This window comes from Elusimicrobiota bacterium (assembly GCA_016218575.1).
Taxonomy (GTDB): Bacteria; Elusimicrobiota; Elusimicrobia; order UBA1565; family UBA9628; genus JACRDN01.
In genome coordinates, this window is the sequence record JACRDN010000017.1 from 100,493 (window position 1) to 125,975 (window position 25,483).

Consider the following 25,483-nt stretch of genomic DNA (forward strand, 5'->3'; position numbering starts at 1 on the left):
TCCTCATGGGTCGAACCTTGGGCCGTCTCCTCACCGATCTGGGGGAGCGATCCTCCTATGATGCGGCCAGCCAATGCAGCCGCTGCGGGTACTGCGAGCAGGCCTGCCCGACTTACGTGGCCACGGGGCGTGAATCGCGATCGGCGCGGGGCAGGAATCAGTTGGTGCGACTGATCATCGAGGGCAAGCTTTCCGATCCCCAGACCGCCCGGGAGGCGCTTGCCACCTGCCTTCTCTGCGGCGCCTGCAGCACGGCCTGCTACGCCCATGTGCCTACCGCGGATTTGGTGCTGGAGGGGAGGCGGCTCCTTCAAGAAAAGCCCTCCCGGTTGGCACGCTGGATCGGCAGCCTTCTACTGGACGAGCCGCGACTTCTGGAGAAGGGGCTCAAGGCCGCGTATTTCTTGAAGCGCCTCGGCGCAGCGCGGCTGGCGCGGCCTTTCCTGAGGGCCCTGGGCTTTCCCGGCGTGGCCGAGGCCGATGCGCACGTTGAGCAGGCGCCGCGGGAATTTCTCCACGAGCGGCTCTCGAAGCTTCCGGTCCCAGCCGCGCCTTCCTGGATTTACTTCGCCCCTTGCGGGCCCAATTATCTCTACCCCGAAGTGGGGCTTGCCACCGTCTCGGTCCTGGGTGCCGCGCGCGGGCCCGGAAGATTTTTCGGCAACGATTGCTGCGGCCTCCTCTGCTACAACTATGGGGGCCTGGACCAGGCCCGAGCCTTGGCCCGGAAAAACATGGAGAAGGCCGAGGTCGTGGACGGGCAAGCCCCGATCGTGGCGGACTGCTCCTCCTGCGCCGCGTTCTTGAAAACTTATCCCCAGCTCTTTCTAGGTGAGCCGGAGCTTCGCCGGAAGGCCGAGCGCTTCGTCGGCCGCGTTCAGGACGCGGTAGAGGCTTTCGGCTCCGACCAGGCGATCGAGGCGTGGGGAGGGCCGACGGCGGGTGGGAAAGTCGTCTACCACAACTCCTGCCGGGCCTGCCACGGCCAGGGCTTGGCCGTTCCCAGGCGGCTCCTGCGCGGCCTTTGCGGCGGTTCCTACGCGGAGCTTCCCGAGTCGGACGTTTGCTGCGGGGGGGCCGGCGCGTTTTCGTTCACCCAGCCCGAGCTTTCCGACGAGGTCCTCAAGCGCAAGATCGGCTGCGTCGCCTCCGTTCAGGCCGAACTCGTTCTCGCGAGTTCCACCTCCTGCCTGATCCAGCTTGCCCGCGGGTTGAAGAAATACTATCCTGAAGGCAAGGTCATGCATCTAAGCGAGTTCCTCGCTCAAAGAATACCCCGAGATGGGACGACGACAGGAGCTTGAGAAGCGCCAGACGCTGCTCGCCCGGTTCGGCCGTCTGATCGCGGCGGAAAGAAGGCTCGGGGCTCTTCTCACCATCATCGCCGAGGAAGTGCGCCATATCTTGGCCGCCAATCGCTGCTCGGTTTTCCTGGTCGACGGCTACAAAGGCGAGCTCTGGACCAAGGTCTCGGTCGGCATGGAGGAGAAGATCCTGCGCATTCCCATGGGCCAGGGGATCGCGGGCTTTGTGGCCAAGACCGGGAGTGCCGTCAACATCCGCGACGCCTACCGCGACACGCGCTTCACGCAGGACTTGGACCGCATCACCGGCTACCAGACGCGCAGCGTGCTGGCCGTGCCCTTGAAGGGCCGCGACGGCAAGGCCCTGGGGGTATTCGAGGTTCTCAATAAGAATAAGGGCGCCTTCAACGACGAGGACGAGGGGCTCCTGAGAATACTGGCCACGATGGCGGCTTCCTTCATCGAGAACGCCTCGCTTTACGAGGACCTGCGCAAGTCCCACCTGGAGACGATTTACCGCATGGCCTTGGTCGCGGAGTTTCGCGACCAGCAGGACACCGGCAAGCACCTGCGCCGCATGAGCCGCTTCTCGGGGATACTGGCCTCCGCCATCGGAATGAGCTATCAGGAGTCCGAGGACATCCGCTACGCCTCTCCCCTCCACGACATCGGCAAGGTCGCCATCCCCGACTCCATCCTGCGCAAGCCAGGCAAGCTCAGCGACCAGGAATACGACGAGATGAAGAAGCACACGATTTACGGCGGCCAGATGCTCACCAACGCCGAGAGCCGCCTCCTGCGCCTGGCCGCGCGCATCGCCATCGCCCACCACGAGCATTTCGACGGCTCCGGCTACCCTTACGGCTTGAAAGGGGCCGAGATTCCCATCGAGGCGCGCATCGTCTCGGTCGCCGACGTGTTCGACGCTTTGGTCTCCAAAAGGGTTTACAAGGGCGCCTGGACCGTGGAAGAGGCACGGTCCTACATCAAGAACCAGGAAGGCAAGCTCTTCGATCCGGACGTGATCGCGGCTCTTTTCAAGACCTGGGACGAGATATTGACCGCCATGGACGAGGAGAACCGGCGCATTCTCGAGGACGAGACGCTCAAGGCCTCCTTCGTCGAGCCCGCCAATAAAGGCCCTCTCCTTTAGCTGGAAGCGAGGGCCTGCCTTTATTATTTTTGTATAATAAAAACCGCAAACGCGGCGGCCTCCTTTGCGGCTGCGCGCCTCCCCGCGGGGGAGGCTTGCGACACGCGGGCGTGGTTCAATGGTAGAACGGGTCCTTGCCAAGGATCAGACGAGGGTTCGATTCCCTTCGCCCGCTCCAGTTTCCCGCGTATTGGGCATGGCATGAGATTTCCGCGAGCCCGATTCCAAAGTCTGGCAGAGAAGGCCCTTGGCGAGCTTCCCAGGCGTCTGCGCGCGCTCTTGTACAACGTCGGCATCGACATCAAGGAGAAGCCCGGGGCCGAGGCCGGGAAATGGAAGGGTTCTAGCACTTTGCTCGGCCTCTACTCGGGCCTTAAGCGCAGCGAGATGGCCAGCCCCGTTTCCGGGACCTATCTGCCCGCGCGCATCGTCCTCTACAAGAAGAACATCGAGGACCGTTGCGCCAGCGAAAAAGAGCTGGCGCGCATGATCCGCCACACCCTCTTTCATGAGATCGGCCACCACCTAGGCTTTGGCGAGGATGAGATACGCAAGAAGTGGCCCGATCAGTCGAACCGGCAGTCGAGCCCGGCCGATGCGTAGACAGCCGCGCGCGCGCCCTGCTCCCAGGAAAAAGCGAAGCGTGCCGCCAGAGGCCCGTTGAGGGGGACGGTCCAACTGACCGTTTCGCTGACGATAGCCGCGGCATACGACGCAAGCCCCACTGTCGCCCGCAGGCCCACCGTCGTAGCCCCGGCCGGCAGGCGCGCGTAGCCCGAGAATTCATTATAAGTAAAGCGGTCTGAAGTCGCGGCGATTCCGGACTGGACCTTGCCGCGGATGCGGCCGCGCACGATCTTCTGGTCGCCGCGGATCACGGTCGAACCCCCGATCGAGCCCGTGGTGTAGCGATATTCGGTTCCGAGCGTGGGCCAGTTGAAGTCGCGCTCGACTCCCGTCTCAAGCGTGATCGAGCTTGAGCTGTCATCGGAATCCCGGAAGCTCCCGACGGAGAAACCCAAGCCGCCTTTGACGCGCAGATCTTCGCGCAAGTCTTTCCAGGCCCCGCCGCCCAGGGAAAAACGTCGCGAGTCGATGTCGGCGCCGTATTCGCTCCAGAGGTACGGGGAAAGCTTCGGGCCACGCCACAGCGCGTCGCCGTAGACGCCGAAGCGGCGGTAGCCTCCGGAACCGGCCGACAGCACGGCTCCGCCCCCGCCCATCGCCCCGGGTTTTTTCGGCGCACGCTGCGACTCGGGCAGGACCTCGGCCATGGCCGCCGGCGCGGCCAAACTTAGGCCCAATACGGCCGCTATGATCCATTGCTTGTCCATATATCTCCCCTACGCTAACGGCGGGGACCGTGATCGTGGCGCGGACGGTCTTCTCGCGTGGAGCGCGGACTGCGGTCAAGCCGCTGGCCTGTCTCGCGTCGCCGTTGGCTGATATCGCGCGCGTTCCGGTGCTCCGGCCGGGCCGGGCGAGGCAGGCGCGCGTTTGGCGCGCGTTTCAGGAGCTCGGCGCGGCGGGATTGCGGCAGACTCCGGTAAAGGACGAAGCGCTCGCGCAGCAGCCGGCGCTTCTCCGGGGTCATGGTCTGGTAGCGCTCGTAGTTCCTAAGAATCTTCTCACGGCGCGCCTGAGGCAGGGCCTGCCAGCGGGACTCCGGGGAATCGGCGGCTTGGACCGATCCGAGCAAGGCGAAGAAGAGCAACGCTGCGCGCAGGGTCATGGCTTGGGCGCCTCCCAGTTCTCCAGCACATCCAGGCACTCGAAAAACTCGGGGTTCTCCAGTACCTCTGCGGGCGGCAGGTTGGCGCGGGTCTTGACCGAGGAAAGGCTCCAGAAGAAGAAAGCAGCGGCGGCCAGGGCCAAAGCGGGGGCCCAGCGCGGGGCCTTCGCCCGCCCTCCTCTTGCGGCGGCCCGCGTCCTGGCGGCCAGACGGGCGAAACGGTTCTCGGGCAGCAGGCCGTCAAGGCTGGGCGCGCCGGCGGCGCAAAAGGCCTTGAATTTATCGAGCTCGCCGCGGCAGGAAGGGCAGGCCTGCGCATGCCTCAAGAAAGATTCGGCGACGGCCCCGGCTTGCGGCCAGCAGGACCAGAGGTCCTCGCGCCATGCCCTGCAGTCTCGGGCGTTCATGAGAGCTTCTCCTTCATTTTATGGACGGCTGTAAACAAAGTGGACTTGATCGTCCCCTCGCTGACGCCCAAAACGGCTCCGATCTCGCCGAGGGCGTAGCCCTCGAGCCGCAAAGCGGCGATCTCGCGTTCGCGCGGGGAAAGGTCGGACATGGCGCGCTCCAACTCCAAGCGGCGCTCGACATGCTCTCTCTCGACCTCGCCATCGCCCAGGCAGTGGGTCCAGCTTTCCCCGTGATCCCCGCGCGCGGCGTCGAGAGGCAGCCATTTCCTGAAGCTCATCCAGCGCTGCCGGGAGCGGGCGTCGTTGATGGCGATGCGGGACACCCAGGTGCGGAAGCTGGAACGGCCCTGGAACGACTCGATGCTTTGAAACGCTTTCACGAAGGCCTCCTGCGCGGCCTCCTCGGCCAGATCGAGGTTGCCCAATAAGCTGAGTAAAAATCCCGCCACCGGCTTTTGATGCCGATCGACCAGCGTCCCGAAGGCCTCGGCGTCGCCGGCGCGGGCCTTGAAGACGAGTTGCTCGTCCGTCTCTTCCACTTTATAGACTCCTGAAACGACCAAAAAGTTGGGGCATGGGAGTTCAATTCTACCCAATTCTTGCCTAAATTTGAGCGTCATGCGGCCCCAACCTTTCTCCCGGTCGTGGCGTCTAAATCCCAAGAGTGGATTCCAACTGGGAGGTGCCTATGAACAGGAAATGGATTATGGCGGCCATGTTGAGTCTGGGATTGACCGCGCCGGCCGGCGCCGAGGAGGCGGCCAAGACCGAGCCGCCCAAGGACGAGGCGGTCAAAACAGTGGAGCCCAAGGAGGACGCGGACCGCAAGGCCGGCGAGCTGGCCGCTCGCTACAATGTCTCCAAGGAGGACGTCAAACAGCTCCGCGACAAGGGGTTGGGTTGGGGGGAGATCAGGCACGCGCTGGGCATAGCGCAGGAAGCCGGCGTGCCGCTGGCCGACGTCATGAAGCTGCGCGACTCCGGCATGGGCTGGGGCAAGATCGCGCAGAACTACGGCTTCAAGCTCGGCGAGATTACCGGCAGAAATCCGGAGATGGGGGCTCGTGAGATCAGGGAGGAGGGGCGCCAACAGAGGCGCGAGCTGCGCGAGCAAATGCGCCAGCGGCGCCATGAAGGCGGCGGCCCCAATGGCCCCCGCGGCCGCGGCGGAGCGAAGGGCTAAGGAGGGATTATGAAACTGATGAGGCCGGTCGTGACGGCGGTCTTGGCGTTGGCGCTGACGGGCCCGGCTTGCGCCCAGCACCATGGGAGCTTCGGGGCCGGCGTCATCCTAGGCGACCCCACGGGTCTGACGCTCAAGACCTGGGTTGATGATAGGCAGGCCTTCGACGTCGGGGTGGGCTTCAGCGGAGATGCGGCCTTTTACGCCGACTATCTGCTGCACGCCTGGGACGTATTGCCTCAACCGAGCCAGGGGCGGCTGGGCGCCTATTTGGGCCTGGGTCCCCGCGTCGAGACGCAGCGCGACGCGACGTTCGGCATCCGCACGCTGGGCGGCGTGGACTATTGGATCGCCAACCGTCCCATCGAGCTGTTTCTTGAGGCCGGGCCTGTCTTTCGCCTGGCTCCGGAGCGGCAGGTCGACGTCGATGCCGGTTTGGGCGTGAGGCTATACTTCGGTGGCTCTAAATCATAGAGCCAGGAGGAACGCATGCGCAAGCACGTGGGGAAGTATCCAGTAAACAGCTGGCTGAAAGACAGGTTGATCGCCGCCGTCCAGGGCGCTGGAGGTGTGGCCGAGGCCTGCGTGTCGGCCGTCGCGGAAGTGATGTCCTCTGCCGTGAAGGGTTCTGGCAAGGTAGGGGCTTCGCTGATGGGTGCCGTCTACGAGATCGCCCATACCGCGGTCTTCGGGGCCGGCGAGATCGGCTGCGAGCTAGGGCTCATGGCTAAGGCCTTCGTGCTCGGCGTGCTGCGCGGCAGCCGCCAAACGGGCGACGAGGCTCTGGCGACGATCGGCCACGCGGCGGAGTCCTTCCTCAGGCACGCTTCCGACGCCGGAGGAAACCTGGGAACGGCGGCGCTGGGGCTTGTCGAGGGGGCGATCCAGGCGGCCGGCGAACTGGGGGTTGATGTGAGTAGGGCGGGCTCGGCCGCGGCGCAGGGCGCGTTGGAAGCCGCCTACGACATCAGCGCCTCTGCCGGGGAGAAGGTCCGCAAGGCCTTGAGCGGGACGATCACTGGAGTCAAGATCGTGCTCAAGGAGCCGTTCAAAACGCATCCCGTAAAAAGATAGAAGCGGACTGGAGCACCCTCCGCCCCCGCCCTTCCGTGGACGGGGGCGGAGGTCATGCCGGAGACGGGGTTTGGCGCGGACGGTTCTGTTGAGCGACCGATGTGTTATAATCTCTAACAGATCAGGCGAGAATGTGATTTCGATCGCCCGCTCCAGTTATATAGCGAATTTATGCTGAATTTGACCCGCGATGTCCTGATCAGCGCTTCCCGCGAAGCGGTGCAGCAGTATTTGCACGATCTGCGCAACATCGCGGAGTACGAGCGCAAGGTGGAGCTCGTCCAGGAAGTGAGCTATCCGGACTCCCAGAATGGGTTTGTGAGCGTCACCGGGCGCATCATGGGCTTGCCTTGGCGCGGCGCCTTCAAAATGGAGTTCACTCGGGATGGGGGCTACCGCACCGAGATGGTTCGCGGTCCCCTTTCAAGGCTGAGCGGGGGGTTCCACCTGAGGCCAGTGTCCGGCGGCACTATCGTCACCTACCAAGAGCAGGTCCAGCTCCCCTGGCTCCTGCGCCCCCTGGGATGCATCCTCAAGAGGTGGATCGGCCGCCACGTCGAGACGCGCTTGGACGCGGTCAAGGAAGGGGCTGAGCGCCTCAACCGCCGCCTCCAGCTCGAGAAGTTGGACGCCGAGCGCTAGTGCTCCGACCGAGCCATAATGCGCGTTTTGGCCGGCCGATTTTGGAGCGAGCCGAGGCGCGCGAGCCGAGCATGCCTGAAAGACCTGTAAGGCGAGCGCAACGAAGGCGCAGGCCAAAAGCGGCCGGCCGCTCTTCTTAAGAAAATCTCCGACATCTTAAGCGTAGACAGTTCCTCCATGGAGCGGGGGCCCGGCTTTGGCGGCCTGCGGCGTCGCTTGTCGATCACATAGCTACCGCTATGCTCCCTCCTCGCTCCTAGCATCCAGCTCAAATCCGGGCCCCCACAACGCGCATTATGGCTCGGTCGGAGCACTAGCCTGTCTTGGCGAAATAACGGCCGTCCGCGTACCCGACCTTCGCGTGGCGGAGCCTCACGTCATGCTGGAATATGAGGGTCCAATCCTCCTCCAGGGCTTGGGCCAAGAGCGAGCGCTTGGCATCCAAGGTGTCCACCGGATATAGGTCGTAGCCCATGATGTAAGGAAGTGGGACATGGGAGCGGGTCGGGATCAAGTCTCCCAGGAAGACGGCGGTCTCTGCTTCCGACTCGATCTTGACGCATTGGTGCCCGCGGGTGTGCCCACCCGAGCGGATGACCTTGAGGCCGGGCTCGATCATGTACTCGCCCTCGACCAAGTCCAGGACCTTGGCGTCCTGAAGGGGCGCGAAATTCTCCTCCAAGTAGCTCGCCCTGCTCCTTTCATGCGGTGAGTTCGCGTCCTCCCACTCCTCTTTTTGAACCAGATAGCGGGCCTTCTTGAAGGCCGGGACGGGGCGGCCGGCCTCGTCGTATTCGGTGTCGCCGCCCGCGTGGTCGAAGTGGAGGTGGGTGTTGACGACGAGCTGAATGTCCTCGGGCGAGAGCCCGAGGGCCTTTCCACTCGGTATATGTCGAGGAATTTATGGCTGCGGTCGTACTTCGAGGAGAGCCCCGCGTCCACCAAGACATGGCGCCCCCGGGGAGTCTTGATCAGAAGCGAACCCAGGCAAAGGGGGATTCTGTTGTTCTCGTCGGGGTGCTCGTGCCGGCTCCATAGGATCTTGGGAACCGTGCCGAACATGGCGCCCCCATCGAGCCGGAAGGTCCCGTCGCTCAGGGGGAATGCTTCAAAACGCCCAATCTTCACGAGTGTGTCGTTCTACGGCGCCGCCGCTCCGTGGCATTTCTTGAATTTCTTGCCGGAGCCGCAGTGGCAGGGGTCATTGCGCCCGATGTCCGGGCCGGTCTTGACGTAGGTTTCTGGCTTGGCCCCGGCCGAGGGAGGTTCGTTGAACTTGCCCGCCTCGACCGCTTCCCGGTTCTTCTCGAGCCAGGCCTTGACCGCGCCCATGTCCTTTATGTTCACGCCGTCCTGGGCCATGTGCGCCGCCAAGGTCTTGAGCTGCTTGAGAAAGGCGGGGTCCTTCCATTTGCGGTAGAAGAGGGCCATCATGCCCTTGGCCTCGGGGCTGTCGGCCAATTCCTTGGGCAGGGCCGGGATGGGGGATTGATCCTTGGCTTTCCGGGCGGAGGAAGATTCCGGCTCTTCCTTCTTCTTGAAGGGGCTTAAAATGGACTTGAACCATGACATAAGGTGATTTTACCATTACGGCAGAGCTAGGACAACAAGCGCAGGCGGCGGTGGCTCGGCGGAAGGGGGGGGATTCGAACCCCCGAGGGAGTTGCCCCCCTGGCAGTTTTCGAGACTGCTCGTTTCAACCGCTCACGCACCCTTCCAGAAGTCGGCCATTCATTATAGCGGATTGTGATAAAATCACGCCAGGCTCGCCCGCCATGAAACCAGAAGCCGTCCTCCGGGAGCGCTGGGGTTACGACTGCTTCCGTCCCCTGCAAAGGCAGGCCATAGAGGCCGGCCTTTCGGGCCGCGACTGCCTGGTCGTGCTGCCGACCGGAGGGGGAAAGAGCCTCTGCTATCAATTGCCGGCCGCGATGGGCCGCGGCCTGGTTCTCGTCGTTTCCCCGCTCATCGCGCTGATGGACGACCAGGTGGCGGCGGCGCGCGAGGCGGGGCTCAACGCCGACGCCCTTCATTCCAACCTTGAGGCCGGGAGCCGCGGAGAGGCCCGCCGGCGCCTGGCCGAGGGCAAGACCGAGCTCCTGTACGCGAGCCCGGAGCGCCTGCTCGCGGGAGATCTCCTGGAGGGCATCGCTTCTCGGCTGATTCTCATCGCCGTAGACGAGGCCCACTGCGTCTCCCATTGGGGGCATGAGTTTCGGCCCGAGTACCGCCGCTTGGGGGAGGTTTTGGCGGGATTTCCAAAGGCGGGGCGCATGGCCTTGACCGCCACGGCGACCCCGACGGTCCAAGAGGACATCTGCTCCCAGCTCGCCCTGCGTAAGCCCCTGCGCCTTATCGGGTATCCGGACCGCCCCAACCTCGTCTATCGGGCCTTCCCCCGCCGCGACCAGGGGGCGCAAGTCCTGGAGGTCGCCCGCCGCCACGCCGGCGAGGGCGGCATCGTCTATGCCCAAACGCGCAAGGACGTGGAGCGCCTGGCGGTGGGACTCGCGAGGGCCGGCGTGTCCTCTGCGCCCTATCACGCCGGCCTGCCGGCCGAGGAGAGGCGCAGGGCCCAGGAGGACTTCGTCAACGAGCGCGTGGACGTGGTCGCGGCCACCATCGCCTTCGGCATGGGCATAGACCGCTCCAACGTGCGCTACGTGGTTCACGCCAACACGCCCCGCTCGGTCGAGCATTACCAGCAGGAGTCGGGCCGAGCGGGCCGCGACGGCCTGCCGGCCGAGTGCGTGCTTCTCTTTTCGGCCTCGGATTTGGCCCTGCATCGCTGGCTCGCCCGAAAAGGCGGCGAACTCTCAGCCGAGCGCGAGCGGGCTCTTGAGCGCCAGCTCAAGGAGATCGGCCGCTACGCGGTGGCCCCGGTGTGCCGGCACGGGCTGTTGGCCGAGCATTTCGGCTCGCCCTACCCGCCCGAGGGTATCGTTCGCGACGGGCCGGGCTGCGGGGCCTGCGACGTGTGCCTGGGCGAGACCCGGAGCCTTCCCGACCCGGAGGCCTTGCTCACCGCCAAGAAGGTCTTGAGCGCCGCTTGGCGCGCGCGGGGGCGCTTCGGCGCCGGCTACGTGGTCAACATCCTCTTGGGCCGGCTCGACGAGCGCATGAGCCGCAACGGCCATGACGGGCTCCAGGTCTTCGGCCTTCTCAAGGAGGCCGGGGAGGCGGCTGTTCGCTCCTGGGTGGACCAACTGATCGTGCAGGGTTTCCTGGATGTGGTGGAATCCGGCGACTATCCGCTGCTTTGCATCACCGAGGCGGGAAAGGCTCTTTGCCGCGACGAGGGGTCGGTCAAGCTCGGCTTGCCGGTCGCCCCGCGCGCCAAGGCGCGCGGCAAGAAGCCGGGCGCGGCGGGCCAAGGCCTTCCCGGGGACCAAGAGCTTTTCGAGCGCCTGCGCCGCCTCAGAAGGTTGATGGCGGGAAAGCTGGGCCTGCCGCCCTATGTGGTTTTCCACGACAGCGCCTTGGCCGAGATGGCGTCGCTCAAGCCCCGCACGCGCCAGGCCCTGGCCGGGGTCAAGGGCGTTGGGGAGCACAAGCTCGAGCGCTACGGCGGGGCGTTCTTGAAAGTGATTTCCGGAGAGGAGCCGGAGGCCGCGGTGGCGGAGGTCTCGGAGGGGAGTCAAGGCTAATGGCTATTCGCCGAGACTGGTTCAAGCGCCAGGTTGAGATCCTGGCGCAAGCCCTGGGGAGCGCTCTAGGGCTCAAACAAAAGGGGGAAACCCAGGCTTCGATCGCCGCGCTCGAGGGGGCCCTGCAGTCGGCCTTTGGCGTCAGCGGCAAGCTGGCCCTCGGCCTTTCTCTCCAGGATTTCATCTCCTTGGCCTGCCGAGGCGAGGAGCCGTCGGCCGAGCTTCTTGCCGCCTTGTCTCGGCTTTTTAGCCAATGGGCCGCGCTTCTGGAGGCCCAAGGGCGATCCTCCGAGGCTTCGGCGGCCCGAAGCCGGGCTCAAGTCCTGCTTGAAATGGCTTCGCAAATGCGATTGGAGTGAACAATGAGGAGGGAGCGTTCATGAAATGGCTGGGAAGATACGAAGATCACGCTTACGCCCTGCTGCGGATCGCGGCGGGATTCATGCTCATCGCCTGCCGCGGCGGGGGCAAGTGGTGCCTGGATCGGGCTGATTAGCCCCCTGGCAAAAGTATACATTATAGTGTATACTTTAGTCATGACCAGAACAATTACATTGAAGGCGCTTCGTCCAGGACTCCCCCATGTCGCCGACGCTGTCGAATCAAGGCTGGATCGCTACGTCGTGACAAGGCGGGGCCAGCCCGTGATGATGCTCATCAGTCCCGAGGATTATGAAGGGCTTTTGGAAACCATAGAAATACTTTCGGATAAGACCGCCGCGAAGAGAATCCGCAAGTCTTGGCGGGAGGCGCGCGGGGGCAAGACGGTTTCGCTGGAGTCCATGCGCCGCCGGTTGGAAAGTGTATAGGGTCGAGCTCAGCCGGCAGGCTGGGAAAGACCTGGGCAGGGTTTTTAGGGCGGATCGAAAGTTGTATCAGCGTTTTCTGAGCGCTTTTGAAGACATCTCCCGCGATCCCGCTCAAGGCAAGCCCCTGCATGGCGAGTTGCGGGGTTTGATGTCCTATAGAATGGGGAACTACCGCATCCTCTATGAGGTCCATCGCGGCAGGCTGTTGGTGGTCGTCGTCGATCTAGGGCACCGCCGGGAAATTTACAAATGACGGAGGCCTTCGGTTGAGGCCGCCTTCTCGAAGAGCTGATCCATGGCGTCCAAGGTGGCGCGGGCGGCCAGACCAGAGCCCTGGAGCACGGCCTTAAGCGAGCCTCCTTCCTCGAGAATCCCCTCGGCGGCTTCCTTGAGCCAGGAGATGTGGTCCTCGTCGACCCTCAGGTGCACGTCCAGGTACTCTAGCTCGGCTCCCGGGGCCGACGAGAAGCATTCCCGGGCCAAGGCGAACAAGGGCAAGGTCAGCCTTTCCGCGGTCAAAAGCCAGCCGGCGATTTGAGCCTCGCTCAGGGTGCTGGAGATCCGGACGGTCCTGTCGAGGCTCGGCCCCTCCTCGAGGGAGGGTGCCACGCCGAGGCTTTCCAGGAAGCGCAGGCACAGCCCGACGTGGGAGTCTCCGCGCTCGCCTGCCTCGTCGCGGATGTTGTCCTCGACGGCGCGGCGGAGCTTGGGGTGGCGAGAGCGGTCGCGCATGGCGATGAGCATGGAGGGCCACATCCAACTGTCGGAGAATAGGTAAAGGGCGAAATCTTTCCGCACGGCGGGAGGAATCTTTCCGCTCTTGACGAGCCCGATCAAGGGATGGTCCTTGAGCTCGCTCTCAAAAAACGCGATGCGGCGCTCGAGCTCGGCCAGGCCTTGCGTGACGCTTATATGACTTTCTTGTATCATCGTTGTCTCCTATGAAATTATAGAATAGCTGGGCTCGCGCGGGGATGGGTCCATGGACCCAGTGGAGATGTAGGACCCGAACTGCTAGGATATCGCGCATATGAGAGCTCGAACGATTCTATTCGCAGCGATTTTAGCGGCGCCCTCCTCCGGTTTGGGGCAGACCTTTCTTCCCGAGAGGCACTTCCAGGACGGCTGGTCGAAAGCTCCTATTGGAGGCGCCATCCCCGCCCCGGAAGTCCGGCCGGCACCCGTCCTCGGCAGCGATGGCGGGCCGATCCATGACGAGCATGACATGATCGCCCACATGCACATGACCCTCAAGGCCTACGAGATGTACGCCTCCCAGTACGACGGCGGAGAGCTCGGCCGCTACATCGGCGGGATCAAGGACGGCAAGCCCTCGGACGTTGGACACGGCACCGTGGTGGCGGGGGCTTACGAGGAGGACGTGCCCTTTTTAAATCCCTTCGGCGAGCTGATACCGGTCCTGCGCCACTTCTGGGACTGCCGCAAGGGGCCTTACGAGGGCATCGTGGGCAGCGACAGCTCGGTGGACCGGGCCCAGAAGTATTTCACCGGGGGCTACGGCCTGGATGGGGGTTATGATGAAAGCTGGAGCGAGAACCTGGGAGAGGATGAATTCAAGGGAGAGCGGGGCCTGGGGGCGGTCGCGCTCTACCGCAAAGGCGACAAGGCCAAGGCCTACTGGTACCTGGGCCACGCGGCGCATCTCCTCGAGGATTTGACGGTTCCGGCGCATGCCCTTCTTTGGCCCCATGTCGTGCCGGGCATGGACTCCTACGAGTTTCACATAAAGACCCGCTACCCGCGCTGGGACAAGGTCCCGGCCGATCCCATCGAGGCCTTCGACAGCCTCTACGAGCTGTTCTACAAGACGGGCTTGGTCACGGTCGGCTTCGACGCGGGATTCGCCGGGGGATTGACGAGCGGCATAGACGGGACGGCGGACAAGGGCCGGCGCCGCGCGGGAGGGTTCACCGAGAGCGAGCTCGACGAGGAGGGCGACATCCTGGTGCCCCTTCTCTACAAGCGCGTGGCGGCCCTGTTCCTCCGCTTCTACCGGGAGGTGGACAGGACGCCGCCTGTAGTGAGGCTGGCCGTCGGCATGGCGGCAAGCGGGACGGTCGAGCTCTCGACCGCCGCCGAGGACGAGGAGAGCGGTGTCAACAAGGCCGGCTATCGCTTCTTCTATTCCTGCGTCGAGGGAGGGTCCTGGTCCGCGTGGCGCGAGGTTCCGGGAGGCTCGACAGGGCCGCAGGCCCGTTTCAAGGCGCCGCACGGTGCCCTCTGTGCCGTCAAGGTCCAGGCCATGGACGCGGCCGGCAATAGCGGCGAGTCTTCCCCATCTTATTTGACGGGCTTGGGACGCTCCAGGCATTGAAACTTATCCACAAAAATTCCCCGCGAAGTTTTGGGGACAACTGCGATGTTGAAACTGATCCTGGCTTTTTGTAGGATGCGAGCCATGAGGCGCCTGATTCTTGGCCTGACGGCCGGCTGTTTCCTGTTCTTGGCCGCCGTGCAGTCTTGGCACTGGCACGGCGCCGTCGAGGCCCTTTCCTGCCATACCTGTCTCTTGAGCTCGCAAGCCGTCCGGCATCTGCCGACCCCGGCGCCCAAAGTCGCCCCGGCGGCGTCCCGATCCGAGGCCTTCGGGATTTCCGCCGTCAAAGTCGCGCCCATCCGCGAAACCGAGACTTCCGCCCGCTCTCCTCCCTCGGCCTAACTCCAGAATCGTTAAGCTCGCGAGCCAGGCTCGCCTGATTATCCAGACAGGGAGGATTCCTTCATGAAAACAGTTTTTCTCTTGGCGGCGCTGCTGCTGCCAGTCACCGCGCGGGCGCAGGACGCGGCACCCGTTCCTCAAAAGGCCGAGGACCGGCTCAAAACTTTGGAGGAGCGTGTGAGCCAACTGGAGGGGGCTCCGGCCAAGACTTCGCTTTCCGCCTTCAACCCCGCCATGGGGCTTGCCCTCGATGGGGCGATGGTGGACCGGGACGCTCGGGCGAGTTTCCTCTTGCGGACGGCCGAGCTTAACATCGAGTCTTCCATAGATCCCTTTCTCAAGGGGTGGACCATTATCAACGCAAGCAACTCAGGAGTGGATTTGGAGGAGGTGGCCCTGCAAACCACCGCTCTTCCTCATAATCTTCAGGTCACGGGGGGCCGCCTTTTCGCCTCCTTCGGCCGCTTGGGTCATTTCCACGATCATGAGCTGCCGGTGATCGAGCGCCCGAATTCCTTGGACACGTTTATCGGAGGGGAAACCGAGGCCGACGGGGTCGAGCTGTCATTTCTCCTGCCGACGCGCTTTTACGCGAACGTCGTTTTGGGAGCGTATAATAAGCTGGGCGCCCAGAACGACCGCGCGGATAACGCGACGGGGCGCGGTCTCGACCGCTTTACCTACCTGGGGCGGGCGAGCGCTTACGCCGACCTGGGCGATGACCACAGCGTCGAGCTGGGCCTTCATTCGGCCTGGACCCCCAAGCGTAGCGTCGAGGAGGACGTGTCGGTCACGGGCTCGGGGGTCGCGGCCGTCACCACCGCCAACACCTGGCGGGCTCTCAGCGGGGCGGATCTGACCTACCGCTACCAGCCGGCCCAGGGCGGGCTTTATCGGGGGCTGGTTTGGGGCACCGAGGTCGTGATGAACAACGAGCGACGCTTTGACCCGAGCACGAGGCTGCCCACGGACCGCGTCCGTGCCTTCGGGGGTTTCTCGTATATTCAAGCCAAGATGGGCCGGCGTTGGCGCCCCGGCGTCATGCTGGACCTGGCCGAGAGCCTCGACAACGGCAAGGCCTTGACCAGAACCTTCACGGGATTCTTGACCTGGGACTTGACCGAATTCCAAAGGCTGAGGCTCTCCTATTCCCACGCCGCCAACAACATCCCCGGCCGCTCCTCGAACCACATCGTGGCCCTTCAGTGGACGGGGGTGCTGGGGCACCACGTGCACGGCTTTCGCGACCGCTAGGAGACAACATGAAAACACTTGTTTTGGCCGTCGTTTTGCTGGCGTGCCCCGGGTTTCAGGCGCAGGCCCGGAAGATATTGGTGGTCGCCACCACGCCCGAGCTCGTGGACATGACGAAAAGTGTCGGGGGCGATTTGGTCGAGGTCTCGGGCATCGCCCGTGGCGCCGAGGACATCCATCAGGTAGTGATGCGCCCGAGCTTTGCGACCAAGCTCAACCGGGCCGACGCCGTGGTCTATATGGGTCTCACGATAGAGCATTCCTTCCTCCCCGGCCTGCTGGCCGTGGCCGCCAACCCGCGCATGGCCTCGGACTGGGTCAGGACCTGCGCCGGAGAGGGCTGCATTGACTGCTCGGAGGGCGTGAGCGTTCTCGAGAAGCCGCAGACCGTGAGCCGGGCCGAGGGAGAGATCCATCCCCAGGGAAATCCCCATTACAACCTCGAGCCGTCCCAAGGGCCCCGCATGGCCCGAGTCATCGCCAAGGGCTTGTCGCGCATCGCGCCGGAGCGCGCCGCGGAGTTCCAGAATAATCTAAAATCCTACCTGGCCGAGCTCGAGCCAAAGATCGAGGAATGGCGGCGGCGGGCAGCGCCCCTCAAGGGCCTCAAGGCCGTCTCCTACCATAAGGACACGGCCTACCTGGGCCGATTCACCGGCATTGACTTCGTGGACACCGTTGAGCTCAAGCCGGGAATAGCGCCCACGGGCCAGCACATCGAGGCCTTGGTCAAGCGCATGAAAGAGGAGGACATCAAGCTGATCGTGAGAGAACAGCAGTACGCCCCCAAAACCTGCGACCGCCTTGCGGAAATGACGGGAGCGCGAGTGGCCGTCATCGGCACTATGGCCAACGCCCTACCCGGCACGGAGACTTTCGCTAAATTCTCGGAGCATAACTTGAACGCCTTGCTCAAGGCGACCGAGGGGCGGCCTTGAGGGGGGCTCTTTTTGGCCTCCAGCATGCTTGCTTGGGCTACGGCCAGCACCCGGTGCTCAAGGGCGTGGATTTCGCGGTGGAGTCTGGCTCGTTCGTGGGCGTGCTGGGCTACAACGGCTCCGGAAAGACCACCATGCTCAAAACCGTCCTGGGGCTTCTCCCGTGTCTCAAGGGCCGCGTCCTTCACCGCGGCCCGGCCCGCTTCGGCTACGTTCCCCAAAAGGAGAAGCTCGATCCCCTGTATCCATTGACCGCCTACGACGTGGCGGCCTTGGGAACGTGCCGGGGGCTCGAGCTTTTCTCGGGACTCAGGGCCGCGTCGCGCCGGCCCGCGGTCGAGACGTGTCTGGCGGAATGCGGGGCCTTGGAGTTCTCCGCTCGGCGCTACAGCGACCTTTCCGGCGGCCAAAGGCAGAGGGTGCTCATCGCCCGAGCCCTGGCCGCGGGGCCGGAGATATTGGCTTTGGACGAGCCCTTGTCCGGGATTGACATCTCCACCCAGGCGGCCCTCATAGCACTTCTCAAGGCTCTCAAGGAGAAGCGGGGGCTTACGGTCCTAATGGTGAGCCATCGCGTCCAGGCGGAGAAGGAACTGTTCACGCACATCGTATGGTGCGAGGACGGCAAAGCCGTCATGGGGCCGGCCCGAGAGATGCTTTCCGGAGGCAGGATCGGCCAGGTTTTCCAATCGGAATTATGATTGAGATATTGAAACCCGGCTTTCTCCTCCACCACGCGCTTTACGGCAGCCTGGTGATGGGTTTTGTCTGTCCTTTGGTGGGAGTTTACTTTCTTTTGCGCCGGCTGGTTTTTTGGGGCGTGGCCCTGCCCCAGGTCTCGGCCGCGGGCATTGCCTTTGCCTTCCTGCTTCAAGGCCTGGGCGTTCATTGGCTCGCCGGAGGCGAGGCCGACGAGCGGCATTTGGCCATCATCGCCTCCTTCGTTTTTACCGGAGCCGCGATCCTGATCTTGGCGGCGCTCGAGAGGCGCGGGCATGGAGTCTCGGAGGGGCATTTGGGCGCGTTGTACGCCTTGGCCGGAGCGAGCTCCGTTCTTTTCGTGGCCTGGAACGCGGCGGGAGAGACCGAGATCATGGGCCTTCTCAAGGGGGAAATCATTTCTCTTTCGGAGCGCGATTTTCATGCCATGCTCAACGCCTCGGCCGTCATCGCCGCCTGCTTATTCCTTTTTCAAAAAGAGTTTCTTCTCGTTTCCTACGACAGGGACATGGCGGTCACCTTGGGGCGCCGCGTCGCGGCCTGGGAGAACCTCCTCTATCTGCTGGTGGGCCTCACCATTTCTTTGGGAGTCATGACCGTGGGGCCCCTGGTGGTCTTCGGCTTTTTAGCCGTCCCCCCCATGGCGGCCCTGCCCTGGGCCAGGGGCATGGGCTCCTTCTCGCTCCTGGCCTCTCTCTGCGGGGGGGCCAGCGCCTTCCTCGGCTTCTACCTGTCCTATGTTTATGATCTCCCTCTCGGTCCGGTGATCGTCTGCGCCGCTTGCGCCATGATGATATTGTCCAGGGGCTTGAGCGCTCTCGCGCGCAAGGCCTGATGCCGTCCAGGGAGAAGGGCATGTTCCAGGCGGGCATGGGGCTGTGGGCTATTCTCTTCCTTGGAGCGTATAGTCTTTCTTTCTGGATACCATTTCTCTACGACGATCAAGGCATCATGCTGAAGCACCCTTTGATCATAGGCCCTTGGCCGGGAATCAATGCCATCCTCGCGACTCCCCTCACCAGAGGGGGGGAGTACGAGCCTTTGAACGTGCTTCTGCACTGGTTTTTGCGCCGTTTCGCAGGAGAGCATGTCTTTTTGTACCGCTTGAGCAGCCTGCTCCTTCACGGGGCCAACGCCTTCCTGCTGTATCGCCTCTCTCGGCGCCTTTTTGAGATTGCGGGAAGCCCCGCTCGGCAAGCTTTCTGGTCCGCCTGGGCCGTAGCGACCCTCTTCTCCCTTTTCCCGGCTCACGCGGAAATAATGGCCGTCTCTTCCTTCAAGAAGCATTTGGCGGTGGGTTTTTTCGGGCTGGTCATGCTCAACGTCCAGGTGGAGGACGGCCTCTCCAACGCGGCGCGCTGCCTGATCGCGGGAGCGGCGCTTTCGGCGGCGCTTTTGTTTAAAGAAAGCGCCGCTGCTCTGCCATTTTTGGCGGGGCTGCTCAGCTCTCTCCATTTTTCGCGTAGAAAATTTTTAGAAGAATGCGCATTTCTTGCAGGACTTGTGATTATCAGCCTGGCCTATGCTTCAGCTCGGTTTCTTCTAGTGCCGAGGGTTCTAGCGCCCTTGACCCCGGGAGGGGCCCTGGCCCACGGGCTTACGAGCCTCAAGATAGGCCTCTGGTCCTTGGGACAGCTGTTCTGGCCTTCGAGCCTCTGCTTGGAGCACTCCCTGGCTGCGGTGCGCTCGCCTTTTTCATGGGAGGGATGGCTGCTCGCCGCGGCCACGGTCGGGCTGGCTTATGGAATCATTCGGCTCCGCCGCTTCGACCGCTTGGCCTGCTGCGGGGCCCTTTGGGCCTTGGCGGCGCTGACACCCTTTCTCAACCTGGTTCCGTTTCTCAACTACAGCCTGGTTGCCGACCGCTATCTCTACCTCGCAAGCGCGGGTTTTCTTCTCATGACGGTGAGGCTTTTTCTCCTTTTCTCCCGAGCCGCCCGAAGCCTCGCGGCGCTCGGGTGGCTTCTTCTTGCGGGCCTTTACAGCGCTTTGAGCGCGGCGCATTTGAAGCGCTTCACCGATCCCTGGGACTTGTGGTCCCATGCCCTGGCTTGCGCCCCGGACAATCCCCGTCCGCATGCCCAGATGGCGTATCTTTATCTCAAGCGCATGAGATACGCCGAGGCGGCCCGGGAGTTCGAGGCGGCTTTGCGCCTGGAGCCTTCGGCGCGGCCCTTGTTCTACCTGGATTTGGGTCTGGCCTACGCTGAGAGCGGCGAAGTGGCGGAGGCCATCGCCGTGACCCGGGCGGGGAACGCCCGCAAGCCCAATCCCGAGGCCTTGAACAATTTGGGGATATTCCACCAGCGTCAAGGGGATCTCCCCGAGGCCCTCCGGGCCTTGCGGGAAGCCGCGCGCCTCGACTCTTTAAATCCCGGGATCCGCTTGAACCTTGGCGGCGTCCTCCTGGAGTCGGGGCTGTTCAAGGAGGCCGAGGAGAACCTGTATCTTGCCGCCCGGGAGGCCGCCCTCAAGCCCAAGGCCCTGGCGCTCTTGGGGGAGCTGGCCGTAAAAAAGGGTCAGCCCGAGCGGGCCATGGCCCTCTTCGAGGAGTCCTTGGGGCTCGAGTCCTCCTCCTGGCCTTCCACGGCGAGCCTGGCCAGGCTCTACATGAGGCGCCGGGGCTCGGATAAGGCCCGGGCCCTCATGGATGTCTTTATCTCCCGCCTGGGGGATGGATTGGCGGAGCTGCGTCTGAACGGCGATCCGAAGGACGGCCCGCAGGGACGGTACTTGGAGGAGCTCTACCGCAAGGCTCTCAAAGAGAGGCGGGAGATTTTACGCGGAAGGGGGTAGGCCGGGGCGGCGTTTGTTGTGCCCTTCCTGATACCCCAGATCGCGCAGCAAGTCCTTGATCTTTTTCTCGTCGCCGCGCGTCCCCCATAGCCCATCCAAGGTCCCGGCGTAGCCTTTGCTGCGCGAGTTGAGCTCGCTCGGGTTCTCCTTGGAATCGATGGCGAGGCTCAAGTGCCTGGTTCCCAGGGACCGCCCGCCCGGATCGATGAAATTCAGCCAGAGGCACTGCGCCGAGAAGGCGAAGGCCTCATTGGCCATAGTATCCTTGGGGTCGAAAAGCCCCTCCATGTGGGCCAGGGCATGGGCCGCCTCATGAATGATGGTGGAGAAAACGTATTTGGGTTCGGCGCGGGCGGCGATGAACGGCAGAGCCCGGTTGAGAAGTATCCCGCCGAGAGCTCGGCGGGAAGGGTCGTACTTGTAGACGCCCATTTCCTCCCTTTCAAGCTCGTCGTCTTGGTCAATTCTGATGCGCCCTTGGGCGAACAGGGCCTCGGCGTAGGCCATCACGGCTTTGAGTTCGGCCGGCGCCGCGAAAGGGCCTTGGCTCAAGGCATTTCGGCCCGAGTCCATCAAATCCTTGACCGTGGCGGGTTTGCCGTGATAGGGGGAGAGGTCCCAGGGGTGGAGGCTTGCCTCCACCGCGATCCGCGCGCGGGGAATGTCCTCGTGCGAGAGCCCGAAGGCCTGCTCGGCGACCATGGAGTCGGAGACCAGCCTGTTCCCGGCCAGATCTCGGGTGCGCGCGATCTCGGCCACGAGAGCCTGCTCTTGCCCTAAGGCGGGGACGGCGAGAAGAAGGGCGGCCAGCGAATAGGGAGCCTTGATTCTCACGGTCCCGAGCCTCCGGCCGGGACGGCGAAACGCGCCGCGCAGCGGCGGACTTCTTCAAGATGGGCGAGCCTGAACTTCTCGGCCCGCTCGCGCCAAGTATTGGACACGACCAAGAGGCGGACAAGCGCGTCGTAGCGTTGTGAGAGCTCGTAATGGCGAAGGAAGTGGTCTTGGCCCAGGCTTGCCGCCGCTTGGCCGCGGATGGAAGCGGCTCCGGGGAGCTGGGCGGACTCGAGGTCCTGTATGTCTCGCCGCAGGTCCCGGATTTGCCCGCTCAACAGCTGGGGAGCGTCGGGCAGGCGCAGGATTTCGGCGAGCTCGGCCCTTTTGATCGCGAGGGCCGCCCGCGACAGGGCGTCCGCGCGGTAGAGGTCGCGCTGGCGTGCCGAGACGGGAGGCACAGGATCCGCGTGCGAGCGCCGGTACTCGAGCGTCGCGGAATAAACGGCCTTGGCGTTTCCCGGGGAAGGAAGCGTGTAGGAAAGTTCGACGGCCTTGTCCAGCAGGTATTGGCCGGCGGACCACTGACTTGCCACCGTCGCGACGCTCTTGTTGCGGGTCGCGGGGCACCCCGCTTCGATCCAGAACATGGCCGAGCTCGCGAAGGCCTCCTCCTCGCTGTCGAGAGTGGCTGGAAGCCCCCGCTTAGCCTGCTCGATATGAGTCAGCTCATGGACCAGCATGGCGGCGATGTCCTCCGGGCTTGACTCTCTCATGAAATCAGGCTGGACGCTGATGTGCTGGCCCAATAGAGCCGCGGCCATGGCGCCGCCTCCGCTTTCATCGCCGGTGAACAGCGAGCCCCCGCGCTCCTGCAGGCGGGCCAGGACGGCGAGTTTTTCGCGTCCGATATCGGAACGGGAGAGGACTTCCTTGGCTTGGCTCATCTTGAGCCGCAAACTCGGGTCCTCAAGCAGCCGCAAAACCGAGTCGTAGCGCAGGACGGCGAAGCGCGGGTCGTCGGCAGGAATGTCGAGGCCTTTGGCCCGGAGGGCTGGAGAAAACGGAGCCAGAAGCGCGAAAATGAGCGCAAGAATCGCCACGCCTCATTATGGGATTTCCGCAGGACCCCGGCGAGGGCCTTTGGGCCTAGAGAGGCTAGGCCTTTCGGCCTAGCCCGGAAGAGGAGTTATTCACACAACTTCGCGGCGAAGTTGTGTGAATAACTCCTCACCGGGGCCTTTCTCCCTCATAAAATAAGCCCCGCAAGGGATGATGAGGGCACCCAGGATCACGTAGAGCCTCCAATAGGTCTTGTGGAGGGCGATCCAGAAGGGGCCGCCCCCGTGAGAGCTCTGCCACCAGGCCGCCAGGGCCAAAACCAGGAAACAGGCCGTGGTCGAGAGCATCAAGGCGATGATTTTTCTGGATTCCACTTTCCAGTCCGTGAGGATGGCCAGGGAGAAAACCCCGAGAAGGGGGCCGTAGGTGAAGGAGACGATGCGAAAGGCCAGCCAAAGCAGGCTGTCCAGGCGGCGCAGGACCAAAGCGAATAGGATGAAGAGAAGCCCGAAGGCGAAGAAGGAGAGTTTCGAGGCCCTGACGGCCTCTTCCTCGGAGGCGTTCTCTCCCCAAAACGGCCTGTAAAAGTCCACGGTGAAGGCCGTGGCCAAAGAGGCCAAAGCCGAGTCCGAGGAGCCCATGGCCGCGGAGGCGACGGCGGCCAGAAGCAGGCCGCGCAGGCCATGGGGCATGGTGGTGAGGATAAAGCGCGGGAACACATGGTCGGTGTCGGTCATCCCCGCCGTGAACTCCGGATGGACTTTGGCGTAGGCGTAGAGCGCGACCCCGATGAAAAGGAAAAGCGATGCAATGGGGATGCCCACCAGGCCCGAGATCATCAGGCTCCAGCGCGCCTTGCGCGGGTCGTTGCAGGCCAGGAGCCTTTGGACCATGTCCTGGTCCGTGCCGTAGGCCGCGGCCGAGTTGAAGAATCCCCAGATGGAGATGAGAAAGAACAGGCTTAGGTTCTCTGGCTTTACGAGCTCGAGGAAATTGAACTTGTTGTAGACGCTCCCGTCGGGCCGGACCGCGTGTTTGCCCGCCTCGATGATGCCGAGCACGCCTCCGGGGACGTGGCCGGTGATGTAGACCAAGGCCGCGGCCGCCCCGGTGATGAGAAGGGTGAACTGGAGGAGATCGGTCCAGGCGATGGCCCTGCCGCCGCCCACCGTCGTGTAGGCGAGGATGGTGCCCACGGTGACGAGGACGCAGGCGGGATAGGAGAGCGCTCCCCCGCTTACGACTTCGAGCACCTTGGCGATGGCGACCACGCGCACGGTCGAGGCCAAGGTGCGGGAAAGCAGGAAGTAACCCGAGCATGCGGTTCGGGTGGAGGGTCCGAAGCGCTGGGCCACGGCCTCGTAGATGGAGGTGACCCGAAGCTTCTGATAGACGGGCAGGAAGACCCCGGCCACTAAAAAGGCCGCGGCGATGTCTCCCACGTTGCTGAAAAGGTAGCGGAAGTCCGCCGCGAAACCCTCGGCCGGGGTGCCCACGAAGGTGAGGGCCGAGATGGTGGTGGCCAGGAAGCTCGCGGTGGTGACGAGCCAGGGGATGGAGCGGCTGGCGAGGAAATAGTCCTCGGTCGTCTTCTTGCCGCGCCGGGCCGCCCACCAGCCGATCGACCCCAAGGCCAGGACGTAGGCCAGCAGGATGGACCCGTCAAGAAGGCCTAGGCTCACTGGCTAGGCTTGGGTCTCGCACACGGGGGCTTGCCCCGTATTCTCCGAGGAGCCGCAGGAGCGCTCCTTGGCCAGCACGCTGTGGTGCCGGCCGTAGGCGAAGTATATCCCGAAGCCGAGCAGGAGCCAGACCACGAGGCGGATCCAGTTCTCCGCCGGCAAGGAGAACATGAGGAGAAGGCAAAGCAGTATCCCCATCACGGGCAGGAGGGGAACCATGGGGCAGCGGAAGGGCCGGGGGGCGTCTGGCTGGCTTTTGCGCATGATGAGCACGGCCGCGCAGACGATGACAAAAGCCAGCAAAGTCCCGATGTTGACCAGCTCCGCGAGTATTCTGAGCGGCACGAAGGCTCCCAGGAGGGCCACCACGATTCCCGTCAAGATGGTGGATTTCCAGGGGGTCTTGAAGCGCGGGTGCACGGCGCCGAAAATGCTCTCGGGCACGAGGCCATCCCGGGCCATGGCGAGGAAGACCCTAGGCTGGCTCAGCATCAGGACGAGAAGCACCGAGGTGATGCCCGCGATGGCCCCCAGGGAGATCAAGAACTGGGCCCAAGGCAGGCCGACCTGGCGGAAGGCGTCGGAGACCGGAGCGTCTATGTTGATCTTGTTGTAAGGCACCATGCCGGTCAGAACCGCGGCCACGGCGATGTAGAGCACGGTGCAGAGCACCAGGGAGACGATGATGCCGATGGGCACGTCTCTTTGGGGGTTCTTGGCCTCCTCGGCGTGGGTGGACACCGAGTCAAATCCGATGTAGGCGAAGAAAATCATGGCCGAGCCCGCGAGCATGCCCAGGGGCTCGCCTCCGGCCCCGGTCTGGCCCATGAGGGTTTTTCCGAACAAGCTCACCCCGGTGTAGCCGAAGGGGGCGAAGGGAAACCAATTCTTGGGATCCACGTAGAAGGCGCCGACCGCGATCACGAAGAAGACGATGATCACCTTGGTGATCACCATCGCGGTGTTGATGGTGGCGCTCTCCTGGATGCCGATGACGAGGATCGCGGTGATGATTCCCGCGATCACGATGGCGGGAAAGTCGAACCAAGTGCCCGTGGCCACCAAGTGCCCGCTCGCGGGATTGAAGTCGAAGGGGGCGTTGGCGAGAATGTGCGGGATCTTGAGGCCGAATATCCCAATGAAATCCTGGAAGTAATGAGACCAGCCGTGGGCCACGGTGGCCGAGGCCACGGTGTACTCGAGGACCAGGTCCCAGCCGATGATCCAGGCGAAAATCTCGCCCAAGGTCGCGTAGGCGTAGGTGTAGGCCGATCCCGCCACGGGGACCATGGAGGCGAACTCCGCGTAGCAGAGGGCCGCCAGCACGCAGGCCAGCCCCGCCACCATGAAGGAAAGAACCAAAGCGGGCCCGGCCTTGTCGTGGGCCGCCACCCCGGTCAAGACGAAAATGCCCGTGCCGATGATGCAGCCGACCCCCAAGCTCGTGAGCTGAACGGGACCCAGGACCCGGCGCAGGCGGTTGTCCTGCTTCATTTCCTCGTAAAGCATGGCGAGGGGCTTTCTCGCGAATAAATTCTTAAACATGAATTCCTCCCGGATCGGTCACGCCTCGAATTGTAGCTCATTTTATACGTGTCAGAAACAACTTTTCGCTCCCGCAGG

29 protein-coding genes and 2 tRNA genes are annotated in these 25,483 nt (G+C 63.7%); 19 read left to right on the plus strand and 12 right to left on the minus strand.

The genetic code is table 11. The features are described 5' to 3' along the window. Positions 1 to 5 precede the first annotated feature (5 nt). The 4 genes from HY921_06940 to HY921_06955 all read left to right on the plus strand — a co-directional run bounded on the left by HY921_06940 (position 6) and on the right by HY921_06955 (position 3,060). A complete protein-coding gene (locus tag HY921_06940; protein ID MBI5630603.1) occupies positions 6 to 1,304 on the plus strand; it encodes a (Fe-S)-binding protein in 1,299 nt (432 codons plus the stop codon). Next, complete coding sequence (locus tag HY921_06945) at positions 1,282 to 2,457, plus strand: GAF domain-containing protein (protein MBI5630604.1); 1,176 nt, start codon at positions 1,282 to 1,284, stop codon at positions 2,455 to 2,457. Before HY921_06940 ends, HY921_06945 begins: the two co-directional genes overlap by 23 nt. Positions 2,458 to 2,561: 104 nt before the next feature. Beyond that, positions 2,562 to 2,635 (plus strand) — tRNA-Gly (locus HY921_06950). 23 nt (positions 2,636 to 2,658) lie between these two features. Continuing rightward, a complete protein-coding gene (locus HY921_06955; GenBank protein ID MBI5630605.1) occupies positions 2,659 to 3,060 on the plus strand; it encodes a metallopeptidase family protein in 402 nt (133 codons plus the stop codon). On the opposite strand, the gene HY921_06960 is transcribed toward HY921_06955, so the two are convergent. Genes HY921_06960 through HY921_06975 form a run of 4 tightly spaced genes read right to left on the minus strand, consistent with a single transcriptional unit; the run spans position 3,024 to position 5,138 of the window. Then, positions 3,024 to 3,791: a hypothetical protein gene (locus HY921_06960; GenBank protein MBI5630606.1), complete on the minus strand. Its 768-nt coding sequence runs from the start codon at positions 3,789 to 3,791 to the stop codon at positions 3,024 to 3,026. The two genes, HY921_06955 and HY921_06960, sit on opposite strands and share 37 nt — an antisense overlap. Before the next feature lie 14 nt (positions 3,792 to 3,805). Next, positions 3,806 to 4,189 carry a DUF3106 domain-containing protein gene (locus HY921_06965; protein MBI5630607.1) on the minus strand — a complete coding sequence of 128 codons (384 nt, stop codon included), beginning with the start codon at positions 4,187 to 4,189 and terminating at the stop codon, positions 3,806 to 3,808. Next, positions 4,186 to 4,596 carry a hypothetical protein gene (locus HY921_06970; GenBank protein ID MBI5630608.1) on the minus strand — a complete coding sequence of 137 codons (411 nt, stop codon included), beginning with the start codon at positions 4,594 to 4,596 and terminating at the stop codon, positions 4,186 to 4,188. Before HY921_06970 ends, HY921_06965 begins: the two co-directional genes overlap by 4 nt. Beyond that, complete coding sequence (locus HY921_06975) at positions 4,593 to 5,138, minus strand: sigma-70 family RNA polymerase sigma factor (protein MBI5630609.1); 546 nt, start codon at positions 5,136 to 5,138, stop codon at positions 4,593 to 4,595. The genes HY921_06970 and HY921_06975 overlap by 4 nt, the downstream gene beginning before the upstream one ends. A gap of 149 nt (positions 5,139 to 5,287) precedes the next feature. Between HY921_06975 and HY921_06980 the strand changes: the two genes are divergently transcribed. The 4 genes from HY921_06980 (at position 5,288) to HY921_06995 (ending at position 7,498) form a co-directional block, all read left to right on the plus strand. After that, a complete protein-coding gene (locus HY921_06980; protein MBI5630610.1) occupies positions 5,288 to 5,782 on the plus strand; it encodes a hypothetical protein in 495 nt (164 codons plus the stop codon). A 9-nt stretch (positions 5,783 to 5,791) separates the two neighbouring features. Next, positions 5,792 to 6,256, plus strand: coding sequence for a hypothetical protein (locus tag HY921_06985; GenBank protein ID MBI5630611.1), 465 nt, complete (start codon positions 5,792 to 5,794; stop codon positions 6,254 to 6,256). Positions 6,257 to 6,271: 15 nt separating this feature from the next. Then, positions 6,272 to 6,856: a hypothetical protein gene (locus HY921_06990; protein ID MBI5630612.1), complete on the plus strand. Its 585-nt coding sequence runs from the start codon at positions 6,272 to 6,274 to the stop codon at positions 6,854 to 6,856. Between the two features lie 171 nt (positions 6,857 to 7,027). Then, positions 7,028 to 7,498: a hypothetical protein gene (locus HY921_06995; GenBank protein MBI5630613.1), complete on the plus strand. Its 471-nt coding sequence runs from the start codon at positions 7,028 to 7,030 to the stop codon at positions 7,496 to 7,498. Between the two features lie 313 nt (positions 7,499 to 7,811). On the opposite strand, the gene HY921_07000 is transcribed toward HY921_06995, so the two are convergent. The 3 genes from HY921_07000 to HY921_07010 form a co-directional block, all read right to left on the minus strand. Continuing rightward, the gene (locus HY921_07000) at positions 7,812 to 8,399 is read right to left on the minus strand and encodes an MBL fold metallo-hydrolase (GenBank protein MBI5630614.1); all 588 of its coding nucleotides are present in this window, start codon (positions 8,397 to 8,399) and stop codon (positions 7,812 to 7,814) included. A 239-nt stretch (positions 8,400 to 8,638) separates the two neighbouring features. Beyond that, a complete protein-coding gene (locus tag HY921_07005) occupies positions 8,639 to 9,070 on the minus strand; it encodes an SEC-C domain-containing protein (GenBank protein ID MBI5630615.1) in 432 nt (143 codons plus the stop codon). A gap of 59 nt (positions 9,071 to 9,129) precedes the next feature. After that, a tRNA-Ser gene (locus tag HY921_07010) sits at positions 9,130 to 9,216 on the minus strand. Between the two features lie 57 nt (positions 9,217 to 9,273). Between HY921_07010 and HY921_07015 the strand changes: the two genes are divergently transcribed. The 4 genes from HY921_07015 to HY921_07030 all read left to right on the plus strand — a co-directional run bounded on the left by HY921_07015 (position 9,274) and on the right by HY921_07030 (position 12,207). Further along, a complete protein-coding gene (locus tag HY921_07015) occupies positions 9,274 to 11,145 on the plus strand; it encodes a RecQ family ATP-dependent DNA helicase (GenBank protein MBI5630616.1) in 1,872 nt (623 codons plus the stop codon). Continuing rightward, positions 11,145 to 11,504 (plus strand): hypothetical protein, encoded by a 360-nt coding sequence (locus HY921_07020; protein ID MBI5630617.1) that lies wholly within the window; start codon positions 11,145 to 11,147, stop codon positions 11,502 to 11,504. The genes HY921_07015 and HY921_07020 overlap by 1 nt, the downstream gene beginning before the upstream one ends. 177 nt (positions 11,505 to 11,681) lie before the next feature. Beyond that, positions 11,682 to 11,954 carry a type II toxin-antitoxin system Phd/YefM family antitoxin gene (locus HY921_07025; GenBank protein MBI5630618.1) on the plus strand — a complete coding sequence of 91 codons (273 nt, stop codon included), beginning with the start codon at positions 11,682 to 11,684 and terminating at the stop codon, positions 11,952 to 11,954. Continuing rightward, positions 11,947 to 12,207, plus strand: coding sequence for a type II toxin-antitoxin system RelE/ParE family toxin (locus HY921_07030; GenBank protein ID MBI5630619.1), 261 nt, complete (start codon positions 11,947 to 11,949; stop codon positions 12,205 to 12,207). The genes HY921_07025 and HY921_07030 overlap by 8 nt, the downstream gene beginning before the upstream one ends. On the opposite strand, the gene HY921_07035 is transcribed toward HY921_07030, so the two are convergent. Next, positions 12,198 to 12,884, minus strand: coding sequence for an iron-containing redox enzyme family protein (locus HY921_07035; GenBank protein MBI5630620.1), 687 nt, complete (start codon positions 12,882 to 12,884; stop codon positions 12,198 to 12,200). The genes HY921_07030 and HY921_07035 overlap by 10 nt on opposite strands. A 100-nt stretch (positions 12,885 to 12,984) precedes the next feature. Here HY921_07035 and HY921_07040 point away from each other — a divergent pair, with 100 nt between their 5' ends. The 7 genes from HY921_07040 to HY921_07070 all read left to right on the plus strand — a co-directional run bounded on the left by HY921_07040 (position 12,985) and on the right by HY921_07070 (position 20,342). Next, positions 12,985 to 14,289 carry a hypothetical protein gene (locus HY921_07040; GenBank protein MBI5630621.1) on the plus strand — a complete coding sequence of 435 codons (1,305 nt, stop codon included), beginning with the start codon at positions 12,985 to 12,987 and terminating at the stop codon, positions 14,287 to 14,289. Positions 14,290 to 14,373: 84 nt separating this feature from the next. Further along, the gene (locus tag HY921_07045) at positions 14,374 to 14,634 is read left to right on the plus strand and encodes a hypothetical protein (GenBank protein ID MBI5630622.1); all 261 of its coding nucleotides are present in this window, start codon (positions 14,374 to 14,376) and stop codon (positions 14,632 to 14,634) included. A 63-nt stretch (positions 14,635 to 14,697) separates the two neighbouring features. Next, on the plus strand, positions 14,698 to 15,888 hold the full coding sequence (locus HY921_07050) for a hypothetical protein (protein MBI5630623.1): 1,191 nt from the start codon (positions 14,698 to 14,700) through the stop codon (positions 15,886 to 15,888). A gap of 8 nt (positions 15,889 to 15,896) precedes the next feature. Further along, positions 15,897 to 16,826 (plus strand): zinc ABC transporter substrate-binding protein, encoded by a 930-nt coding sequence (locus HY921_07055; protein MBI5630624.1) that lies wholly within the window; start codon positions 15,897 to 15,899, stop codon positions 16,824 to 16,826. Continuing rightward, the gene (locus tag HY921_07060) at positions 16,823 to 17,527 is read left to right on the plus strand and encodes an ATP-binding cassette domain-containing protein (protein MBI5630625.1); all 705 of its coding nucleotides are present in this window, start codon (positions 16,823 to 16,825) and stop codon (positions 17,525 to 17,527) included. Before HY921_07055 ends, HY921_07060 begins: the two co-directional genes overlap by 4 nt. Continuing rightward, the gene (locus HY921_07065; GenBank protein MBI5630626.1) at positions 17,524 to 18,381 is read left to right on the plus strand and encodes a metal ABC transporter permease; all 858 of its coding nucleotides are present in this window, start codon (positions 17,524 to 17,526) and stop codon (positions 18,379 to 18,381) included. The genes HY921_07060 and HY921_07065 overlap by 4 nt, the downstream gene beginning before the upstream one ends. Then, on the plus strand, positions 18,381 to 20,342 hold the full coding sequence (locus HY921_07070) for a tetratricopeptide repeat protein (protein MBI5630627.1): 1,962 nt from the start codon (positions 18,381 to 18,383) through the stop codon (positions 20,340 to 20,342). The genes HY921_07065 and HY921_07070 overlap by 1 nt, the downstream gene beginning before the upstream one ends. Here the strand turns inward: HY921_07070 and HY921_07075 are convergent. The 4 genes from HY921_07075 to HY921_07090 all read right to left on the minus strand — a co-directional run bounded on the left by HY921_07075 (position 20,325) and on the right by HY921_07090 (position 25,405). Next, positions 20,325 to 21,176, minus strand: coding sequence for a hypothetical protein (locus HY921_07075; protein MBI5630628.1), 852 nt, complete (start codon positions 21,174 to 21,176; stop codon positions 20,325 to 20,327). The two genes, HY921_07070 and HY921_07075, sit on opposite strands and share 18 nt — an antisense overlap. Continuing rightward, positions 21,173 to 22,219: a hypothetical protein gene (locus HY921_07080; GenBank protein MBI5630629.1), complete on the minus strand. Its 1,047-nt coding sequence runs from the start codon at positions 22,217 to 22,219 to the stop codon at positions 21,173 to 21,175. Before HY921_07080 ends, HY921_07075 begins: the two co-directional genes overlap by 4 nt. A 90-nt stretch (positions 22,220 to 22,309) precedes the next feature. After that, entirely contained in the window at positions 22,310 to 23,860 is a 1,551-nt protein-coding gene (locus HY921_07085; GenBank protein MBI5630630.1) for a sodium/solute symporter, read from the minus strand. Positions 23,861 to 23,863: 3 nt separating this feature from the next. Continuing rightward, entirely contained in the window at positions 23,864 to 25,405 is a 1,542-nt protein-coding gene (locus HY921_07090) for an amino acid permease (GenBank protein ID MBI5630631.1), read from the minus strand. Between the last annotated feature and the right edge of the window lie 78 nt (positions 25,406 to 25,483).

What these genes read in the sequence shown, in the direction of transcription:
- HY921_06940 (MBI5630603.1), top strand. Translation starts at nt 6, where the DNA reads ATGGGTCGAACCTTGGGCCGTCTCCTCACCGATCTGGGGGAGCGATCC.
- HY921_06945 (MBI5630604.1), top strand. Translation starts at nt 1,282, where the DNA reads ATGGGACGACGACAGGAGCTTGAGAAGCGCCAGACGCTGCTCGCCCGG.
- HY921_06955 (MBI5630605.1), top strand. Translation starts at nt 2,659, where the DNA reads ATGAGATTTCCGCGAGCCCGATTCCAAAGTCTGGCAGAGAAGGCCCTT.
- HY921_06960 (MBI5630606.1), bottom strand. Translation starts at nt 3,791, where the DNA reads ATGGACAAGCAATGGATCATAGCGGCCGTATTGGGCCTAAGTTTGGCC.
- HY921_06965 (MBI5630607.1), bottom strand. Translation starts at nt 4,189, where the DNA reads ATGACCCTGCGCGCAGCGTTGCTCTTCTTCGCCTTGCTCGGATCGGTC.
- HY921_06970 (MBI5630608.1), bottom strand. Translation starts at nt 4,596, where the DNA reads ATGAACGCCCGAGACTGCAGGGCATGGCGCGAGGACCTCTGGTCCTGC.
- HY921_06980 (MBI5630610.1), top strand. Translation starts at nt 5,288, where the DNA reads ATGAACAGGAAATGGATTATGGCGGCCATGTTGAGTCTGGGATTGACC.
- HY921_06985 (MBI5630611.1), top strand. Translation starts at nt 5,792, where the DNA reads ATGAAACTGATGAGGCCGGTCGTGACGGCGGTCTTGGCGTTGGCGCTG.
- HY921_06990 (MBI5630612.1), top strand. Translation starts at nt 6,272, where the DNA reads ATGCGCAAGCACGTGGGGAAGTATCCAGTAAACAGCTGGCTGAAAGAC.
- HY921_06995 (MBI5630613.1), top strand. Translation starts at nt 7,028, where the DNA reads ATGCTGAATTTGACCCGCGATGTCCTGATCAGCGCTTCCCGCGAAGCG.
- HY921_07005 (MBI5630615.1), bottom strand. Translation starts at nt 9,070, where the DNA reads ATGTCATGGTTCAAGTCCATTTTAAGCCCCTTCAAGAAGAAGGAAGAG.
- HY921_07015 (MBI5630616.1), top strand. Translation starts at nt 9,274, where the DNA reads ATGAAACCAGAAGCCGTCCTCCGGGAGCGCTGGGGTTACGACTGCTTC.
- HY921_07020 (MBI5630617.1), top strand. Translation starts at nt 11,145, where the DNA reads ATGGCTATTCGCCGAGACTGGTTCAAGCGCCAGGTTGAGATCCTGGCG.
- HY921_07025 (MBI5630618.1), top strand. Translation starts at nt 11,682, where the DNA reads ATGACCAGAACAATTACATTGAAGGCGCTTCGTCCAGGACTCCCCCAT.
- HY921_07035 (MBI5630620.1), bottom strand. Translation starts at nt 12,884, where the DNA reads ATGATACAAGAAAGTCATATAAGCGTCACGCAAGGCCTGGCCGAGCTC.
- HY921_07040 (MBI5630621.1), top strand. Translation starts at nt 12,985, where the DNA reads ATGAGAGCTCGAACGATTCTATTCGCAGCGATTTTAGCGGCGCCCTCC.
- HY921_07045 (MBI5630622.1), top strand. Translation starts at nt 14,374, where the DNA reads ATGAGGCGCCTGATTCTTGGCCTGACGGCCGGCTGTTTCCTGTTCTTG.
- HY921_07050 (MBI5630623.1), top strand. Translation starts at nt 14,698, where the DNA reads ATGAAAACAGTTTTTCTCTTGGCGGCGCTGCTGCTGCCAGTCACCGCG.
- HY921_07055 (MBI5630624.1), top strand. Translation starts at nt 15,897, where the DNA reads ATGAAAACACTTGTTTTGGCCGTCGTTTTGCTGGCGTGCCCCGGGTTT.
- HY921_07065 (MBI5630626.1), top strand. Translation starts at nt 17,524, where the DNA reads ATGATTGAGATATTGAAACCCGGCTTTCTCCTCCACCACGCGCTTTAC.
- HY921_07070 (MBI5630627.1), top strand. Translation starts at nt 18,381, where the DNA reads ATGCCGTCCAGGGAGAAGGGCATGTTCCAGGCGGGCATGGGGCTGTGG.
- HY921_07090 (MBI5630631.1), bottom strand. Translation starts at nt 25,405, where the DNA reads ATGTTTAAGAATTTATTCGCGAGAAAGCCCCTCGCCATGCTTTACGAG.